The organism is Parasphingopyxis sp. CP4, assembly GCF_013378055.1.
Classification (GTDB): domain Bacteria; phylum Pseudomonadota; class Alphaproteobacteria; order Sphingomonadales; family Sphingomonadaceae; genus Parasphingopyxis.
Genome location: NZ_CP051130.1, coordinates 976,163 through 993,512, shown reverse-complemented (window position 1 = coordinate 993,512; position 17,350 = coordinate 976,163). Strand labels below are relative to the sequence as shown.

At 57.4% G+C, this 17,350-nt stretch carries 20 protein-coding genes; 11 read left to right on the top strand and 9 right to left on the bottom strand.

The window, feature by feature from the left end:
- Positions 1-30 precede the first annotated feature (30 nt).
- Complete coding sequence (locus tag HFP51_RS04745; protein ID WP_176874606.1) at positions 31-744, bottom strand: hypothetical protein; 714 nt, start codon at positions 742-744, stop codon at positions 31-33.
- A 74-nt stretch (positions 745-818) separates the two neighbouring features.
- Positions 819-1,277 (bottom strand): GatB/YqeY domain-containing protein, encoded by a 459-nt coding sequence (locus HFP51_RS04740; RefSeq protein WP_176876544.1) that lies wholly within the window; start codon positions 1,275-1,277, stop codon positions 819-821.
- A 140-nt stretch (positions 1,278-1,417) separates the two neighbouring features.
- Here HFP51_RS04740 and carA point away from each other — a divergent pair, with 140 nt between their 5' ends.
- The 5 genes from carA to HFP51_RS04715 all read left to right on the top strand — a co-directional run bounded on the left by carA (position 1,418) and on the right by HFP51_RS04715 (position 7,557).
- Complete coding sequence (gene carA / locus HFP51_RS04735) at positions 1,418-2,581, top strand: glutamine-hydrolyzing carbamoyl-phosphate synthase small subunit (protein WP_176874605.1); 1,164 nt, start codon at positions 1,418-1,420, stop codon at positions 2,579-2,581.
- A gap of 78 nt (positions 2,582-2,659) precedes the next feature.
- A complete protein-coding gene (locus HFP51_RS04730) occupies positions 2,660-2,923 on the top strand; it encodes a hypothetical protein (RefSeq protein ID WP_176874604.1) in 264 nt (87 codons plus the stop codon).
- A gap of 73 nt (positions 2,924-2,996) precedes the next feature.
- Positions 2,997-6,347 (top strand): carbamoyl-phosphate synthase large subunit, encoded by a 3,351-nt coding sequence (gene carB / locus HFP51_RS04725; protein WP_176874603.1) that lies wholly within the window; start codon positions 2,997-2,999, stop codon positions 6,345-6,347.
- Positions 6,348-6,426: 79 nt separating this feature from the next.
- Positions 6,427-6,906, top strand: a complete 480-nt coding sequence (greA, locus tag HFP51_RS04720) for a transcription elongation factor GreA (protein WP_176874602.1) — start codon at positions 6,427-6,429, stop codon at positions 6,904-6,906.
- 24 nt (positions 6,907-6,930) lie between these two features.
- Positions 6,931-7,557 carry a rhomboid family intramembrane serine protease gene (locus HFP51_RS04715; RefSeq protein WP_176874601.1) on the top strand — a complete coding sequence of 209 codons (627 nt, stop codon included), beginning with the start codon at positions 6,931-6,933 and terminating at the stop codon, positions 7,555-7,557.
- Positions 7,558-7,560: 3 nt separating this feature from the next.
- On the opposite strand, the gene HFP51_RS04710 is transcribed toward HFP51_RS04715, so the two are convergent.
- The 6 genes from HFP51_RS04710 to HFP51_RS04685 all read right to left on the bottom strand — a co-directional run bounded on the left by HFP51_RS04710 (position 7,561) and on the right by HFP51_RS04685 (position 10,307).
- Positions 7,561-7,797 carry a DUF4170 domain-containing protein gene (locus tag HFP51_RS04710; RefSeq protein WP_176874600.1) on the bottom strand — a complete coding sequence of 79 codons (237 nt, stop codon included), beginning with the start codon at positions 7,795-7,797 and terminating at the stop codon, positions 7,561-7,563.
- A gap of 85 nt (positions 7,798-7,882) precedes the next feature.
- Positions 7,883-8,488, bottom strand: a complete 606-nt coding sequence (locus HFP51_RS04705) for a phospholipid-binding protein MlaC (protein ID WP_176874599.1) — start codon at positions 8,486-8,488, stop codon at positions 7,883-7,885.
- Positions 8,489-8,579: 91 nt separating this feature from the next.
- On the bottom strand, positions 8,580-9,050 hold the full coding sequence (locus HFP51_RS04700) for a hypothetical protein (RefSeq protein ID WP_176874598.1): 471 nt from the start codon (positions 9,048-9,050) through the stop codon (positions 8,580-8,582).
- Positions 9,047-9,439, bottom strand: coding sequence for a hypothetical protein (locus HFP51_RS04695; RefSeq protein ID WP_176874597.1), 393 nt, complete (start codon positions 9,437-9,439; stop codon positions 9,047-9,049). Before HFP51_RS04695 ends, HFP51_RS04700 begins: the two co-directional genes overlap by 4 nt.
- Positions 9,436-9,846, bottom strand: a complete 411-nt coding sequence (locus tag HFP51_RS04690; RefSeq protein WP_176874596.1) for a phage holin family protein — start codon at positions 9,844-9,846, stop codon at positions 9,436-9,438. Before HFP51_RS04690 ends, HFP51_RS04695 begins: the two co-directional genes overlap by 4 nt.
- On the bottom strand, positions 9,843-10,307 hold the full coding sequence (locus tag HFP51_RS04685; protein ID WP_176874595.1) for a hypothetical protein: 465 nt from the start codon (positions 10,305-10,307) through the stop codon (positions 9,843-9,845). The genes HFP51_RS04690 and HFP51_RS04685 overlap by 4 nt, the downstream gene beginning before the upstream one ends.
- A gap of 154 nt (positions 10,308-10,461) precedes the next feature.
- On the opposite strand from HFP51_RS04685, the gene eno reads away from it, so the two are divergent.
- The 6 genes from eno to HFP51_RS04655 all read left to right on the top strand — a co-directional run bounded on the left by eno (position 10,462) and on the right by HFP51_RS04655 (position 15,818).
- Positions 10,462-11,736 carry a phosphopyruvate hydratase gene (gene eno, locus HFP51_RS04680; protein WP_176874594.1) on the top strand — a complete coding sequence of 425 codons (1,275 nt, stop codon included), beginning with the start codon at positions 10,462-10,464 and terminating at the stop codon, positions 11,734-11,736.
- Between the two features lie 86 nt (positions 11,737-11,822).
- Positions 11,823-12,092, top strand: a complete 270-nt coding sequence (locus tag HFP51_RS04675; RefSeq protein WP_176874593.1) for a hypothetical protein — start codon at positions 11,823-11,825, stop codon at positions 12,090-12,092.
- Complete coding sequence (locus HFP51_RS04670; protein WP_176874592.1) at positions 12,073-12,852, top strand: hypothetical protein; 780 nt, start codon at positions 12,073-12,075, stop codon at positions 12,850-12,852. Before HFP51_RS04675 ends, HFP51_RS04670 begins: the two co-directional genes overlap by 20 nt.
- Positions 12,853-12,947: 95 nt before the next feature.
- Positions 12,948-13,259 (top strand): septum formation initiator family protein, encoded by a 312-nt coding sequence (locus HFP51_RS04665; protein ID WP_176874591.1) that lies wholly within the window; start codon positions 12,948-12,950, stop codon positions 13,257-13,259.
- Between the two features lie 82 nt (positions 13,260-13,341).
- Complete coding sequence (gene pdhA / locus HFP51_RS04660) at positions 13,342-14,436, top strand: pyruvate dehydrogenase (acetyl-transferring) E1 component subunit alpha (protein WP_255454867.1); 1,095 nt, start codon at positions 13,342-13,344, stop codon at positions 14,434-14,436.
- Entirely contained in the window at positions 14,436-15,818 is a 1,383-nt protein-coding gene (locus HFP51_RS04655; protein WP_176874589.1) for a pyruvate dehydrogenase complex E1 component subunit beta, read from the top strand. The genes pdhA and HFP51_RS04655 overlap by 1 nt, the downstream gene beginning before the upstream one ends.
- 15 nt (positions 15,819-15,833) lie before the next feature.
- Here HFP51_RS04655 and HFP51_RS04650 read toward each other — a convergent pair whose 3' ends face one another.
- Complete coding sequence (locus HFP51_RS04650) at positions 15,834-17,330, bottom strand: pilus assembly protein TadG-related protein (protein WP_176874588.1); 1,497 nt, start codon at positions 17,328-17,330, stop codon at positions 15,834-15,836.
- Between the last annotated feature and the right edge of the window lie 20 nt (positions 17,331-17,350).

Here is a 17,350-nt window from a genome sequence, read left to right as displayed (position 1 = left end):
GCGACTAGCGCATCGCGCAGCGAAATTCAATTACCCGCTTTGCGCTGTTTCGCAGATAGCCGCGATTTCTCCGCCTTCTGCTGGCAATGGCCCTGGGCCAGTTGCCTCCAACTCGTCTCCAACAAAGCGATACTCGCCATCCGGGCCGGTTGGCGGCTGAGTCGTTTGCCAGAAAAATGTGATCGTTTCGCCGGTGCTCCAGCCGGATTCTTCGGGGAAGCTCCAGGTAATCTGATTGTCGACACAGCTGATCGAGCCGACAAAGCCTTCGGCGAGCACTTCATCGGCATCATAGACCGAATAGCCAGCAACGCCGGTAAAGCCATGCGCGGGAAAGCCGAGGGCAAAGCTGGATGCGCTTTCGATCGGCCGTACCGTTTCAGGCATTTCGAACGGTGGATCATTCGGCCCGTCAAAGCCGGGGCGAACCTCATATATATAGGTATAGATCGTGCCCTCTTCGGCGGTATTCGGATCGCACGGATCAACGCCGTCCGGACATTGGACGCGGCTCGCAATGTCGGCGATCGCCACGCCGTCGGCACTCAACGACGCTTCGACCTCGGGCCCGACCGGCCCCTGGATCGTGCCGCCAAGTGTCAGCGACGCGAAATCAGTGGGAGCAATCACATTGTCCGGTTCGGCCAGTGTGGCGTCCTCTGCAGGATCGGCTGGCTCTTCGATTGGCGCGCCTGAACAGGCTGCGACAAGCAGGGTAGATAGCAATAGAGGGGCGCGACTCATGACGGTCCTGATTTTATGTTCTGTGTTGGAAGTCAACGCGGCATGTTGGGGCCGGGTTCCTTCTCGTCAAGTCACTAGCCCCCAATCAGGCGTGCTTTCACTAATCCGCTGGCCTTGCCCATGTCGATATCGCCGGCATGGCGCGCCTTGAGCTGACCCATGACTTTTCCCATGTCCTGAGGACCCTGGGCACCGAGCTCTTCGATAAGCGCATCGATAATCTTGCCGGCTTCATCGTCGCTCATCATTGCCGGTAAAAATTCTTCGATGACCGCCACCTCGGCTTTTTCAGCGTCTGCCAGTTCCTGGCGACCGCCGCTTTCATACATGGAAATCGACTCGCGGCGCTGTTTCACCATTTTCTGGAGAACGTCGACAACCATCGTGTCGTCATCCTTGGCACCGCCTTCGGTACGCAGCTCGATATCGCGATCCTTGACCTTGGACAGGATGAGCCGGAGCGCCGCTGTGCGGCCACTGTCTTTCGCTTTCATCGCCGCCACCTGAGCGGCCTTGATATCGTCGCGGAGCATCGTCTTGTTCCTTTGAAAATTGATCGCCATCATCTAGCTGGGGATAAAGCGAATGAACAGCCATTGACCGCACCGGCACGGCACCCTAGCTGACAGCCGTTTGCGCGCCCGGCAAACTATTGAAATAGGGACTGACCATCATGGCTGACGCCACATCAACCAGCACGCCCCAGGGAGCAACGGGCGTATTGGTTTTGGCGGACGGCACATTGGTCTGGGGTCGCGGCTTTGGTGCAGAGGGCGATGCGGTCGGCGAAGTCTGCTTCAACACCGCAATGACCGGTTATCAGGAAAGCATGACCGACCCGAGCTATGCCGGGCAGATCATAACCTTCACTTTCCCGCATATCGGCAATGTCGGCACCAATCCCGAAGACATGGAGAACACCAACCCGCATGCACTGGGTTGCATCGTTCGACAGGACATCACCGACCCCGCCAACTTCCGATCGACCCAGCATTATGATCAATGGCTGAAGGTGAGCGGCCGGATCGGTCTTTCTGGTGTCGATACGCGCGCACTGACGCGTCTCATCCGGATGCAAGGCGCGCCCAATGGCGTGATCGCTCACAATGCACGGGGGGAATTTGACCTCGACGCACTGCGGGCCAAGGCAGCAGACTGGCCGGGCCTTGAAGGGATGGATCTCGCCAAGACGGTAAGCACCACCCAGCAATATGATTGGCATGATGGACTTTGGTCGCTGGAAGACGGCTTTGCCAAAGGGCAGGGCGATGATGACAGCCGGCCGCATGTCGTTGCCATCGATTATGGGGCAAAACGCAATATCCTTCGGCACCTAGTGAACGCCGGTGCACGGGTGACCGTCGTGCCGGGCGAAGCATCCTATGAGGATGTGATGCGCCACGAACCCGATGGCATATTTCTCGCCAATGGCCCCGGCGATCCGGCAGCGACGGGCGAATATGCGGTGCCAGTGATCCAGAAACTGCTTGAGACGGGTAAGCCGCTGTTTGGGATTTGCCTGGGCCATCAAATGCTCGGTCTCGCGATGGGTGCCAAGACCATCAAAATGCATCAAGGGCATCGCGGTGCGAACCATCCGGTGCAGCGGCTCGAAGATGGTCGGGTCGAGATTACCAGCATGAACCATGGCTTTGCGGTGGATATCGACACGCTGCCGGGCGGAGTGAAAGCCACGCATGTCAGTCTGTTTGATGGCAGCCTGTGCGGCCTGGAATTGGAAGATCGTCCCGCCTTCAGCGTGCAATATCATCCCGAAGCGAGCCCCGGCCCGCAGGATAGTGCATATCTGTTCGCGAAATTTGCCAAGATGCTATAGTGTTAGGGTTGCCAAATGGGGTCGCAGTCCAGGAGGCACGGAATGGTCCGCGTCACACACATGATAGGGGGTAATAATATGCGTATTTTGATTTTAGGAGCCGCGACGATCGCGCTTGCAGGTTGCGGCGGAAGCGGGCTTGAAAATGTCGCGCGTGAACAATGTATCGAACAGGGCGCACAAGTCGAAGGTCAGCTGGCGGCTGCCGGTCTTGATCTTGAAGAATATTGCGCCTGTGCGACCGAAGGCCTGACGGCTGCAGACGCCACCAACCAGGAGGAACTGGCCAGTCGCGCGCAGCAATGCATCAGCGATGCGATGTCGAACGCATCGGCTGGTTAATCCGTAACCCAGAAATCAGCCGCGCCGTCATCCGCAAGGACGCCGGCGCGGCTTTTTTAAGAAGATCCGCCTAATGCCCAAACGCACTGACATATCTTCAATCCTGATTATTGGCGCGGGTCCGATCATTATCGGTCAGGCTTGCGAGTTTGATTATTCGGGAACCCAGGCCGTCAAGGCGCTGAAGGAAGAGGGCTATCGGATCATCTTGGTGAATTCGAACCCGGCGACGATCATGACGGATCCGGAGCTGGCCGATGCCACCTATGTCGAACCGATCACGCCGGATATTGTAGCAAAGATCATCGCCAAGGAGCGTGAGGAGCGGCCGGACGACACCTTGGTCCTTTTGCCAACCATGGGCGGACAGACGGCACTCAATACGGCGCTCGCGCTGCATGATGATGGTACGCTTGAGAAATTCGGCGTCGAGCTCATCGGTGCGGATGCCGATGCGATCGACAAGGCGGAAGATCGCCTGCGCTTTCGCGACGCGATGGACAAGGTTGGCTTGGAAAGCCCGCGTTCGCGGATCGCTCATTCAATGGAAGAAGCGCTGGAAGGGCTCGCCTTTGTTGGGCTGCCGACGATTATCCGGCCAAGCTTCACGATGGGCGGCACCGGTGGCGGTATCGCTTATAATCGTGAGGAATTTGAAGAGATCGTTCGTGGCGGTCTATCCGCCAGTCCGACCACCGAGGTGCTGATCGAAGAATCCGTCCTCGGCTGGAAAGAATATGAGATGGAGGTTGTTCGCGACAAGAATGACAATGCCATCATCATCTGCTCGATCGAGAATGTGGACCCGATGGGCGTCCATACCGGCGACAGCATCACCATCGCGCCAGCCCTGACGCTGACCGACAAAGAATATCAGATCATGCGCAATGCATCGATCGCCTGCCTGCGCGAGATTGGCGTCGAGACCGGCGGATCGAATGTGCAGTTCGCCGTCAATCCGGAAGATGGCCGGCTGGTCGTGATCGAGATGAACCCGCGTGTGTCACGCAGTTCCGCGCTGGCCTCCAAGGCCACCGGCTTCCCAATCGCGAAAGTCGCGGCCAAGCTTGCGGTCGGCTATACGCTCGACGAGATCGACAATGATATTACCGGTGTGACGCCGGCGAGTTTCGAACCGACTATCGATTATGTCGTCACCAAGATCCCGCGCTTCGCCTTTGAGAAATTCAAGGGTGCGGAGCCGGTGCTGGGAACGGCGATGAAATCCGTCGGCGAAGTGATGGCAATCGGCCGCAGCTTTACCGAGAGCCTGCAAAAGGCGCTGCGTGGGCTAGAGACCGGTTTGGTGGGTCTCAACTGGGTCGATGATCTGGTTGATGCACCCAAGCCGCGCATTGAAGCGGCGCTGTCCGAGGTATCGCCAGAACGCTTGTTGGTGACCGCTCAAGCCCTGCGCGAGGGGCTGAGCGTCGAAGAGGTCCATGCGATCACCAAGTACGAGCCTTGGTTCCTCGAGCGGCTCTCCGAGATTGTCGAGGCTGAAAAGGGCGTGATCGAAAACGGCCTGCCCAACGACGCAGATAGCCTGCGCTCGCTCAAAGCCATGGGATTTTCCGACAAGCGTCTCGCGCGGCTGGCGCTGGCGTCAACGCACATTGCCGAAGGGATGGAGAAGGCGGCGTATAGCCCCGGCCTGATCGGCGAAACGCTGCAGGCGATGGCAGGGGCTGTGACTGAGGGCCAGGTGCGCGCGCTGCGCCACAAGCTTGGCGTCCGCCCGGTGTACAAGCGGATCGATACCTGTGCGGCTGAGTTCGAAGCCAAGACGCCCTATATGTACTCCTCCTATGAGGCGCCGAGCTTCGGAGAGCCCGAATGCGAAGCGCAGCCGAGCGATCGGAAGAAAGTGGTGATCCTGGGCGGTGGCCCCAATCGGATCGGGCAGGGGATCGAGTTCGACTATTGCTGCTGTCATGCCTGTTTCGCGCTGGAAGACCAGGGCTATGAAACGATCATGATCAACTGCAACCCGGAAACGGTGTCGACCGATTATGACACATCCGATCGCCTCTATTTCGAACCGCTGACGGCCGAAGATGTGCTCGAGATTCTGCATGTCGAGCAACAGTCTGGAGAACTGGCTGGGGTGATCGTGCAGTTTGGTGGGCAGACGCCTCTCAATCTTGCTCAGGCATTGGAAGAGGAGGGGATCCCGATCTTTGGCACGTCGCCTGATGCAATTGATCTTGCGGAGGATCGTGAACGGTTTGCCGATCTCGTATCGCGGCTTGAGTTGAAACAGCCGGAAAATGGCATTGCGCGTAGCGCCGAGGAGGCGCTCAGCGTTGCGCAGCGGATCGGTTATCCGGTGCTGATGCGGCCCAGCTATGTCCTGGGTGGTCGCGCGATGGAAATTGTCGACAGCGATGCGCAGCTCGAAGACTATATCCAGACGGCCGTGCAGGTGTCAGGCGATAGTCCCGTCCTGATCGATCAATATCTGCGCGATGCAATCGAGGTGGATGTCGATGCGATCGCCGATGGTGATGATGTAGTCGTCGCCGGTGTGCTGCAGCACATTGAAGAAGCTGGCGTGCATTCCGGCGATAGCGCCTGCACCTTGCCGCCCTACAGCCTGCCTGATGAGATCATCGCGGAGATTGAGCGGCAGACCAAGGCGTTGGCCGTCGCGCTCGAAGTGCGTGGGCTGATGAATATCCAATTCGCGATAAAGAATGGCGATGTCTATCTGATCGAGGTGAATCCGCGGGCGAGCCGCACAGTGCCGTTCGTTGCGAAGGCGATCGGTCATCCGGTCGCCAAGATCGCGGCGCGCGTCATGGCCGGCGAGAAACTGGCCGATCTCCCGGATATTGACCGGGCCATCACGCATATTGCCGTCAAAGAGGCGGTTTTCCCCTTCGCCCGCTTCCAGGGAACGGATCCGGTGTTATCACCAGAAATGAAATCCACCGGCGAAGTTATGGGTATCGATGGCGACTTTCCGGTTGCCTTTGCCAAATCGCAGCTGGCCGGGGGAACGACATTACCGACTGAGGGTCGGGTGTTTGTTTCGGTCAAAGATAGCGACAAGAACCATATCCTGCCTGCCGTAAAAGACATTGTGAATCATGGATTTACAGTCGTTGCGACGGGAGGAACGGCCGATTTCCTGCGCGACAATGATGTACCGGCGGAGCGGATCAACAAGGTGGCGCAGGGTCGCCCTCACATTGTGGACGCGATCGTCGACGGGGAAATCGATCTGATTTTCAATACAACAGAAGGCTGGCAGTCACTAAAAGACAGCGCTTCTATCCGAAAATCGGCAGTTTCCAGCGGGATACCTTATTTCACGACTGCGGCAGCAAGCGTGGCTGCCGTAAGGGCAATTGGGGCATTACGCACCTCAGAGCTTGAAGTACGACCGCTTCAGGACTATTATTCAACAGCCGATCGCTAATCCCGACAATTTGTGCGGAATTAAAAAGGCGGACCCGATAGGGCCGCTGCACGGCAGGTTTTTGACGAAAGGTAAGGCAATGGCGACGATTGAAAAAATGCCGATGTTGCTGGAAGGTTATGAGCGGCTGAACGCCGATGTGAAGCACCTGAAAGAGGTAGAGCGTCCCGAAGTGATCGATGCGATCGAGGAAGCGCGCGCCCATGGTGATCTCTCGGAGAACGCTGAATATCATGCGGCGAAGGAACGCCAGGGCCAGATTGAGGCAACGATCGCCGATTATGAAGATCGGTTGACCCGGGCCCAGGTAATCGACCCGAAAGAGCTTTCGGGCGACAAGGTTGTGTTTGGTGCGACAGTTCATCTTCTGGACGAAGATGATAAGCCGCTGAAATATCAGATTGTCGGTGAAATCGAAGCTGATGCCAATTCCGGAAAAATCTCGTACAGCTCGCCGCTTGCCCGCGCCCTGATCGGCCGCAACAAAGGCGATGAGGTCGAGTTTACGGTCCCGGCCGGCGATAAATATTTCCTGATCAAAAAAATCGAGTTCGTATAGGGCGCATGAGCGAGGGATAGTCTCATGGATTGGCAGACACGCCTCGCTCAATCGTCGCTTACGACCAAGATCATCATTGTCACGGCTGTCGCCTGGCTGCTGGTAATGGCGCTCGGGCAGGAACGCTGGGCCTATCCATTTGGCGGATTCATTCCGTTGCGGTTCGATGATGGCTTCACCGTGGAAGGCGCATTGCCTGCAATCCTGACGCCGCTTTCAGCGACATTGCTGCATGCGGATTTCATGCACCTCGCTTTTAACATGCTGCTGATGTTCGTCTGCGGAAAAGGCGTGGAAGAGGCGCTTGGTGGGCGCGGCCTGATGGGGCTCTATGTGATCGGCGCCTATGTCGCTGCCGCCGGGCATTATCTCTTCAATACCGACAGCGCCGGGCCAATGATTGGCGCAAGTGGTGCCGTGTCCGCGATTATCGGCGCCTATGCCTTGCTTTACTCAAAGCCGCGCAACGGCGTGGGCGGGTGGAAACATGTCGCATCGCTCGCCGGCGCCTGGATCATCATCCAGCTGCTGATCGGCCTGACCACTGTCGGTTCACCGACTTCGATTGCGATCATGGCGCACATCTTCGGGTTCGGCGCAGGCCTGGCATTGGCCCGCCCGATGCTGATGTGGCGATATCGAGACGCCTAACGGCTATTTCTTGCCGGGCTCGATCAGTTCGGGTTCGAACAGTCGATGCAGATGTACGACCACATATTTCATTTCGGCATCATCGACGGTGGCTTGGGCACGTCCGCGCCAGGCTTCTTCCGCTTCGTCATAGCTCGGGAAGATACCGACCAGGTCCATTGAATCGAAATCGTTGAAATCGAGGGTGCGCGGGTCCGACACGCGGCCGCCAAATACGAGGTGGAGTTTGTTTTCGCTCATGGCCGCGCCCTTAATCCAACAGGACCAATAATGCTACTATTGATGTGGCTAAAGCTGCACACAGGCAGCCATCGTTGGTTGGCTGTTATGCGCCCCGCTGACGCATGAAGCTGACTAGCCGGTCAAACCCGTTTCGCTGGATATAGCTGTCAAAGTCCTGGGCCTGGTTCAGCGTCAGGTTTATCCCGGCAACCCGCATATTATACACCTGATAGTTGCCACCTGACCGCGTAAGATACCAGATCGCGGTTACCGGGCGCTGGCCAGGGTTCGTGATCCGGGTCTGGACGAGATAGGTGCTGCCGCGCTGAGTGGCATTGGTTACTTCAACCCGAGCGCGTGCATAGGTCGACAGCCGATCCGCATAGGTACCGAGGATGAAGCCGGGCAGGGCGTTCTGATAGGCGCGATACTGCGCCGTGCTGATATCGTCGCGCCAGCGTCGAATCAGGCGATCACCGATCCGGTTGACTGCAAAATGCTCACCGAGCAACGAACGGAACCGGCTACGGCGTTCAGAAGCAGATCCCGATCGCAATGTTGCCAGACCATCTGTCGAAAGGCTTTCCACAAAAGCAGATGGGCTCGCCTGGCTGACAGCAGCGTCAGCGGGTGTGGCAATAGCGGTGGTGCCAGCAATCGCGCTGACTGCAAATGCGCCGGCGGCGAATATCGTCGAGATTCGTTTCATTCTGTCCCAAAACCCTATTATTTCAGTTGATTACTGATGTAGACGAACCCGCCTGAACCGGAATTGAACTGATCGTAATGCGGATTGAAAGCTAGTCTTCGCCGCGGGCCTTGCGGGCAGCGGCGGACCCAGCCTCGCTGGCGGCCGATTTGGCTTCTTCGATGACCTTTTGAGCAGTTTCGCGAGCATTTTCTTTCACAAAACCGAGATCGTCCAGTTTGTCCTGGCCGACGGCTTTCGCGGCTTCGGCGGCCTCGCGGGCGCGGTTGGTAATCTGACTGCCATAGGGGCCCAGTAGTTCCGTCTCGCGACGCGTGCGGGGAAGAAGAGCTCCAATCAACATCCCGACGCCCAAACCACCGATCAGGGCAGCAAGTGGATTGTCCTGAACCGTATTGGCGGTGCGCCGACCTGCAACGGCTGCCTGTTCGCGTGCGGTGGCATAAAGTTCTCCGGTGCGCGCTGCTGCAGCTTCATAGGCATCGCCTGCACGCACCCGAGTGGCGCGATAGGATTCGCGGACTGTTTCACCGGCTTTGCCGGCGCTTTCCTTGATCGTCATGATGTCACTTCCTCAGTCAAAATTGTCTTGGGGGTCGGATCGGGGATCGGACCGCCACTGGGTTCGGGCGCGTCTAGTGGCTCGGGCCTTGCCTTGCTCTCTTGGTATCGCGTGATTTGTTTGCGCACTGCCGCCGCAATCGGTTTGCGAAAAACGAACAGTCCGATCGCTGCGCCAATCGCAATAATTGTGCCCGGGCGCTTTTTCACAACGCCGGTCGCAGTCTCAACAGCAGTAGTTGCGCTATCTTTCACCCGGTCAACTGCGTCCTGCGCAATGGCTTTTGGTGCCAGCCGCGCTTGCGCGACGCCGAGCGAATAGAGCCAGTCGGCGCGGGCCTGTCGTTCGGCCTGACGGGCTTCGGCAAGGCGCGCCTTCGCATCGCTCACGGTTCTATCCTGTCTCTGGTTTCGTCGAGTGCGGACAGGGACGGCGCGACGTCGAATTCATCATCGTCGAACAACTTCTCGTCGAGGTCAGGGAATGTCTTCACACCCCAATAGGTGAGCAGCGCCGCGAGTAGCAGCCCGGCACCGCACACGATGATCCCGGCCAGTAGCGGGCCAACGCTAAGCGATAGGGACAGGACGAGCGCCATGAGGAGCGCGACCAAAGCAGCCGCAGCGATCAAGAAGGCAATGGCGATAAGGCCTACCGCTTTCTTGGCCTGCGATACGCGGTACAATACGACCGCGCGGTACAGCTTGATCTTCGACTTGGCGAATTGCTCGCCATCTTCCATCAGGCCGGCAACTATCTGCCGATATGTGGCGTCGTCGACGTCCGGATCGCTCATAGTTCGTCCCGTTCTCCGAGCCCGGACTTCACAAGGCGCGCAATCGCAAAGCCAGCAACAGCAGCAAGGCCAATCGCGATAACCGGACTGCGCCGGACAAAATCTTCTGTGTCACGCAGCATATCATCGACTTCCTTGCCGTCGAGCTTGTCGGCAAAGGTTGCGACGGCACCCGCCGCCTTGCGGGCATATTCGCCATAATCTTCGCCAAGCCGTTCATCGACGGACTTCGCGGCGTCATCCATTGCGGCCGATACATCCTTGATCGTGCCGGTCGCTTTGTCCTTGCCGGCGGTTGCATATTCGCGCGCCTGGTCGGTGGCTTGAGTGCGCAGGTTCTGCGCCTCGTCCTTGATGCGTTCCTTGGCCTTGGCCACGGCACCTTGTTCGGCGTCGTCTGTGAGGACTTCGATCTCCGTATCGGTGGCCTCAGCCGCGTCTTTCTTCTTGCTTGCCATCATAGTTTCTCCGTTACGAGATTAGCATCTGTGTATTAATCGCATAAAACGCAATCCAGTTCCGCAATTTTTCCCACCTTAGACCATTTGCTTCGCGGACGCAGCATGGATAGAGCAACCGGGTAAATAGCCCGTAATCGAGAAGGTTTTTTCCCTCATGACCGCCATTGCCGATATTCGCGCCCGTGAAATCCTGGATAGCCGCGGAAATCCGACCGTTGAGGTCGATGTCGCACTGGAAGATGGCAGTTTTGGACGGGCTGCTGTGCCATCGGGCGCCTCCACGGGTGCCTATGAAGCGAATGAAAAACGCGACGGAGACGCTGATCGGTACAAGGGAAAAGGCGTCCTAAAGGCCGTTGAATCGGTAAATGGCGAGATTGCGGACTTGTTGCGCGACGCTGATGCGGAAGAACAGGTCGCGATCGATACAGCGATGATAGCGCTCGACGGTACGCCAAACAAAGCGAACTTGGGTGCCAATGCAATCCTCGGTGTAAGCCTGGCCGTGGCAAAGGCTGCGGCAGAAGCGCGCGGTCTGCCGCTCTATCGTTATGTTGGCGGCACATCGGCGACGACGCTTCCCGTACCGATGATGAATATCATCAATGGCGGCGAACATGCCGATAACCCGATCGACTTTCAGGAATTCATGGTCATGCCGGTGGGTGCCGAAAGCCTCGCCGAAGCCGTGCGCTGGGGTGCGGAAATTTTCCATACCCTCAAGAAAGAGCTGCATGATGCCGGGCACAATACGGCAGTCGGCGACGAAGGCGGGTTCGCGCCCAATATCGGTTCGACAACGGATGCGCTCGATTTCATTCTGAGCTCGATTGAGAAAGCTGGTTATACGCCTGGCGATAATGTGATGCTGGCGCTGGATTGTGCAGCGACGGAGTTTTTCAAAGACGGGAATTACGTCATGGCGGGGGAGGGAACGACCCTGTCACCTGCTGAAATGGCCGCTTATCTGGCCGATCTGGCCGGCAAATATCCGATCCTGTCGATCGAAGACGGCATGGCCGAAGATGATTTCGAAGGCTGGAAGGCGCTCACCGATGCCGTTGGCGATACGGTACAGCTGGTCGGCGACGATCTGTTTGTGACCAATCCCGAACGGCTTTCAATGGGCATCGAAAAAGGCCTCGCCAACTCGCTGCTCGTCAAGGTCAACCAGATCGGCACGCTCACTGAAACGCTGGAAGCCGTCGATATGGCGCATCGCGCAAATTACACCAGCGTGATGTCGCATCGTTCGGGCGAGACCGAGGACGCGACCATTGCCGATCTCGCCGTCGCCACCAATTGCGGCCAGATCAAAACCGGCAGCCTTGCGCGCTCAGACCGGCTCGCCAAATATAACCAGCTCATTCGTATCGAAGAAGAACTGGGCGGCGTCGCACATTATGCAGGGCGGGAGATTCTGCGATAGCAAGATATTGGTATTGGCTGTTTTTTGCTCTTTTTGGGATCTCTTCACCTGTGTGTGCGGATGAGTTAGACGACTATGTAGCGGAGTTGGAACAGATTCAGGCGGCGGGACGCGCTAATTTTTATGCAGCTCTGGAAAACTGTTCAGAGGATAATGCGATACCGGTGGCATTTGCCCAGCTGGTGGGGAACGGTGTCGGCTATATTGATCGTTGTGTTCAGATTTCGGGGTTAATCTACGGTAGGCAACTGTTCTCAATTCCCGACCAAGTATATCTTTCTGATCGCTTCTCAGCATTTCAAGTAATCCATCACGACCCGAACCCTTTCAGGCTGGATGGAAAGCTGGCGTCGTGAGCTTCGTTTTGACGATAGGCTTTATCAAGCAACTGTGATCGGCATCGCGAGAGATTGCGGTGCCCAGGACGGTCGTTGGAGTCAGGCCGTTTGGGCACAAGCCGTTCTTAGCGGTGGCGTGGTGGTTTCGGGAAGTGACGGATTTTGTGGTTGGCATGGCTATGGAACTGTCATCGTTCCGGTCGAAGTCGAATATGGAAATCATCTACAGTATCCGAGGAGAATGGGGCCCGAAGCATCGGCTCGTATCGGATCGCTATGGGAGATTGAATCTGGTAATCCACTGCACGGTCCGTTGGTCGAGTTCATGACAACTTTCCTGTCGGACCTTCGGTCCGGCGATCGAGGTCGATTTGTCGATGACGAATATTCTGAAAACACGCGATTGATTGGTATGCTGTTCGACCCGGATCCCCGATCCCCATTCTATTTTCTAATGCGTGGAGGGAACGATCCACAATATGCCTTCTTCTGGTCCAATGATTCGGAAAATTGGCTCCCGTCCAGCCAGGTCAATCCCGATGAAGATGGCGGTGAACAAGTGGCAGCGTGCTTCTGCCGAGATGAAGATTGCACAGGTCGCTGGCCGATTGCCTGGTTCGATGCGGCGCCGAAGTTAGGTCAACCGTATGTTTGTATTTTTGGGCGGGCGAATTTGAGCTATCAAGAACAAGCCGTGATTGAGCGTGTTGTGCCGAGAAGCGAACTCTTTCGCGGAGCGTCACCATTTTACGAACCCGAGCAGCACGGTACTGACTAATCCACTCGTCGTACGCCCGATTCCATTCGTCGCAAAAGGGAGTCGGTTGGCGAATCCCCCTTGAATCCACGAGTCGCTTGTGATTCAACGCTGTCATGACGCGTTCACAAAATCTCGCCAACATATTGCGATCGGCCGCTGCGCCGGCGCTGGCGATCCTCGTGATTGCGAACTTTGCCGGCTATGCCTTGCTCGGCCCGAACGGCCTTTTTGCCTGGGGTGATTATGCCCGTTTGCATGAGCAGCGGCAGATCGAACTGACACAACTCAGTGAGGAGCGAGACCGTCTCGCCAACCGTGTTGAGCTGCTCAACCCAAACAGCGTCGATCCGGACTTTGCCGATGAGTTAGTGCGCCGGAATACGGGCAAGGTGAGCGAAGACGAACATATCGTCATCACCGACTGACTTTCCCTTATCGTAACGTTGCGGAATCGTTCAGCCTGAGCCATATCCAATGCCGAATTCAGCAACAGGGAAGGCCCAGATCTTGGCCAAGGCACCTGCGTCTCGAAAACGCACTCCTCGCAAATCGCCGAGCAAGAAGGCGGCTCCGAAAAAGGCTGCGGCCAAGGCTGCGCCGAAACGGGAACGCCCGGCTGAGCCGAAGCGCCGCAAGGCGCCGAAAGCCGAACTGCTCGAATATTATCGCCAGATGCTGCTGATCCGGCGGTTCGAGGAGAAAGCTGGCCAGCTCTATGGCCTCGGGCTGATTGGTGGCTTCTGCCATCTCTACATTGGTCAGGAAGCGGTAGCTGTCGGCCTGCAATCTGCACTCGACAATGACAAGGACAGCGTGATTACCGGCTATCGCGATCATGGTCATATGCTGGCCTATGGCCTCGACCCGAAAGTGATCATGGCGGAATTGACTGGCCGTGCCGCCGGGATTGCCGAGGGCAAGGGCGGTTCGATGCACATGTTTTCTGTCGAGCATCGCTTTTATGGCGGGCATGGTATCGTCGGTGCGCAGGTGCCACTCGGCACTGGCTTGGCCTTCGCTCACAAATATCGCGAAGACGGTGGCGTATGCCTTGCCTATTTCGGTGATGGCGCGGCCAATCAGGGCCAGGTTTATGAAGCCTTCAACATGGCGGAGCTTTGGAAGCTGCCGATCATATTCGTGATCGAGAATAACCAATATGCGATGGGCACCAGCGTGAACCGTTCATCCGCCGAGGATCAGCTCTACAGGCGCGGTGAGAGCTTCCGCATTCCCGGATTGCAGATCAACGGCATGGATGTGCTGGAAGTGCGCGGCGCGGCGGAAGTGGCGCTCGACTGGGTGCGGAGCGGGAAGGGGCCGATCCTGCTCGAGCTCAAAACCTATCGCTATCGGGGTCATTCGATGTCGGACCCGGCCAAATATCGCTCGCGCGAAGAGGTGCAGTCGGTTCGTGAAAAATCCGATCCGATCGAAGCGATCAAGAAAGAGCTGGAATCCGCCGGTGTCAGTGCTGACGAAATGAAAGCGACCGACAAGGAGATCAAGGCGATCGTGGCCGAGGCTGCTGACTTTGCCGAAAGTTCGCCCGAACCGAATCTCGCCGAGCTCTACACCGATGTTCTGGTGGAGCAGTATTGATGGCGATCGAGCTCAAAATGCCGGCCCTCTCGCCGACGATGGAAGAAGGCACCTTGGCCAAATGGCTGGTCAAGGAAGGCGATGAAGTCAGCGCTGGCGACATTATGGCCGAAATCGAGACCGACAAGGCGACGATGGAATTCGAAGCCGTGGACGAGGGCGTATTGGCGCAGATTCTCGTTCCAGAAGGTACAGACGAGGTGCCGGTTGGCGCCGTGATAGCGATCCTGGCCGAAGAGGGCGAGGATGCGTCCAGTGTCGACGCGGCTCCATCTGCTCCGCCGCCGGCTGCGCCTGAACCGGTTGCCGAGGCACCCGCCGCCGAAGCCGCCACTCCGGATGTTGAACGACCGGCCGAGAGCGTGCGTGCCGATGACCCAGATCTGCCAGACGGAACTGCAATGGTGACATTGACGGTCCGGGAAGCTCTGCGCGATGCAATGGCCGAGGAAATGCGCACCGACGAGCGTGTATTCGTGATGGGCGAGGAAGTTGCCGAATATCAGGGCGCTTACAAGGTAACCCAAGGCTTGCTTGATGAATTTGGCGCACGGCGCGTTATCGATACGCCGATCACCGAATATGGTTTTGCAGGTGTCGGCACTGGCGCGGCGATGGGCGGCTTGCGGCCCATAGTGGAGTTCATGACGTTCAACTTTGCGATGCAGGCGATCGACCACATCATCAATTCCGCCGGCAAGACCAATTATATGTCCGGTGGCCAGATGCGCTGTCCGATCGTGTTTCGCGGTCCGAACGGTGCGGCCAGTCGCGTGGGCGCTCAGCATAGCCAGAATTACGGTCCCTGGTATGCGGGCGTGCCCGGACTGATCGTAATTGCGCCTTATTCGGCAGCGGATGCCAAGGGTCTGCTCAAATCGGCAATCCGCACGGAAGACCCGGTCGTGTTCCTCGAAAATGAACTGCTCTACGGCCAGAGCTTCGATGTCCCTGAGCTTGACGATTATGCCCTGCCAATCGGCAAGGCCCGCACCATGCGGTCCGGTAATGACGTTTCGATCGTCAGCTATTCGATCGGCGTCGGCATTGCGCTTGAAGCGGCGGACAAGCTCGCCGAAGAGGGTATCGAAGCCGACGTAATCGATCTGCGGACCTTGCGTCCCCTGGACAAGGCCGCTGTGCTTGAGAGCCTGTCGCGCACCAACCGCATGGTCGTTGTCGAAGAAGGTTGGCCGGTTTGCTCCATCTCGTCCGAGATCGCATCGATCTGCATGGAAGAAGGGTTTGACGATCTTGATGCGCCGGTAACGCGCGTCACGAACGAAGATGTCCCGATGCCTTATGCAGCGAACCTCGAACAGTTAGCGCTCGTCAATGCCGACAAGGTAATCGCAGCGGTGAAAGCAGTCACCTATCGATAGCGTCAAATAGCGACTCTATCGTGTCAGGCGCAACCGCCCGATACCCTGTCCGATCTCGGCAAACACGTCATGTAGATCGCTGCCATCCGAAACGAAGAAATGGCCATTACTAGTCGCACAAGGTCGGATATCGTCAATTTCCGTGACGTCGAGGGCGATAACCCAGATCGTCATGCCCATTGTCTTGGCGGTATTGCAGGCGGATTGGAACCGCTCTCGATGCCGCGCCTCGAGCGATCCCGAACCGTCGATTCGAGATGCCCGGCGATCGACGCCATAGGCCGAATACGCGTTCCCGTCGGTATTCAGTATACCATCGGTTAGAAACGCGATGTGCATGGAGACTGGTGCGCCATTGTGAGTTGATGTGTTGTCGGCGGAGAACATGCCTGTCCGGGAGAGAAAGCGGGCACCCCAGATCAGTCCGATGTCATGATAGGTATGTCCGCCAATCACATCGGTCGCATCGTTAATCGCGGCGTCAAACTGACCGGTGCCGGAATAGAGCTGCAATCGCGAAGCGGAATTCGGGCAGAGTGACGTTCCTGCGCCCATTTGTTCTCCCGGATCATAGCGTCCCCATTGCAGATCGGCATCGGCATCACTCGCAGCGATGCTGTCAATATCTGCCGATGACACGCTTGTGCCAACCGATACTGGAAGCGCGCTGGTGCCCGCATCCGATCGTTCTTCGATGCAGGCTTCGCTGCTTGTGCGCCAAACCGCAATATCCTGGGCATCCGAGCCACCCTCCCATTGGGTGTCATCGATATGAATACCTGTAAATTCCCACCGGTTGCGGCGAAGGCGTTTGTGGTAATGGGTCGTTCGCAGGATGTCCTCGTCTTGCAGCGATCCGCCGACATTTACCGTCATCGAATAGGGCATGATCCCGTATCGCGTGCGACTGTCGCTATCGACGTCCAAGGCCTGATAGAGACTTGTGGCTGCCGTCCGCAAACGGGTAATCTTTGGGTCGCCGCCGACTGTTGGGGCATCGTTCATCGAACCGGTAACATCGAGCACCAGCATAATATCTGCATGACCTTGGTCTTTGTTGGCATCGCATGTGACAGAAATCGGTACGGAATCCCTGCCGAACAACGACATGACCGTCGTCGGGATATCGGCCGATGCCTGCACTATGATCGTACTGGCATCGGCCGCGCTGGGGTCAATATTTCGAGTGACGTTTTCCGCCTGCATTGTCGTCGCGGGGAAGTTGAAATCGAAAAAGCGTTCGCCGTCGAAGCGAACCTCCTCGCTGAACAAGCTGCCGGCCATGCTGCGCCGCGCCGCCAGCGCAGCCGCGTCACAGGCATTCTGAAGCTTAGACTGGGCGGTATAGGCGCGGCTCATATCGAGCCCCGAGCCGATAATCGCGGCAATCGGGAAGATTGCAGCTGCAGCGAGAATTAGCGTATTGCCGCGCGAATCCTGACAGAAATTCCGCAGGAAGCGGGAGATCGACAACTTTTGACGGGGCAGTCCCATCTTTAGGCGAGGGAACATTATTTCCTCTTGGGTCAGAC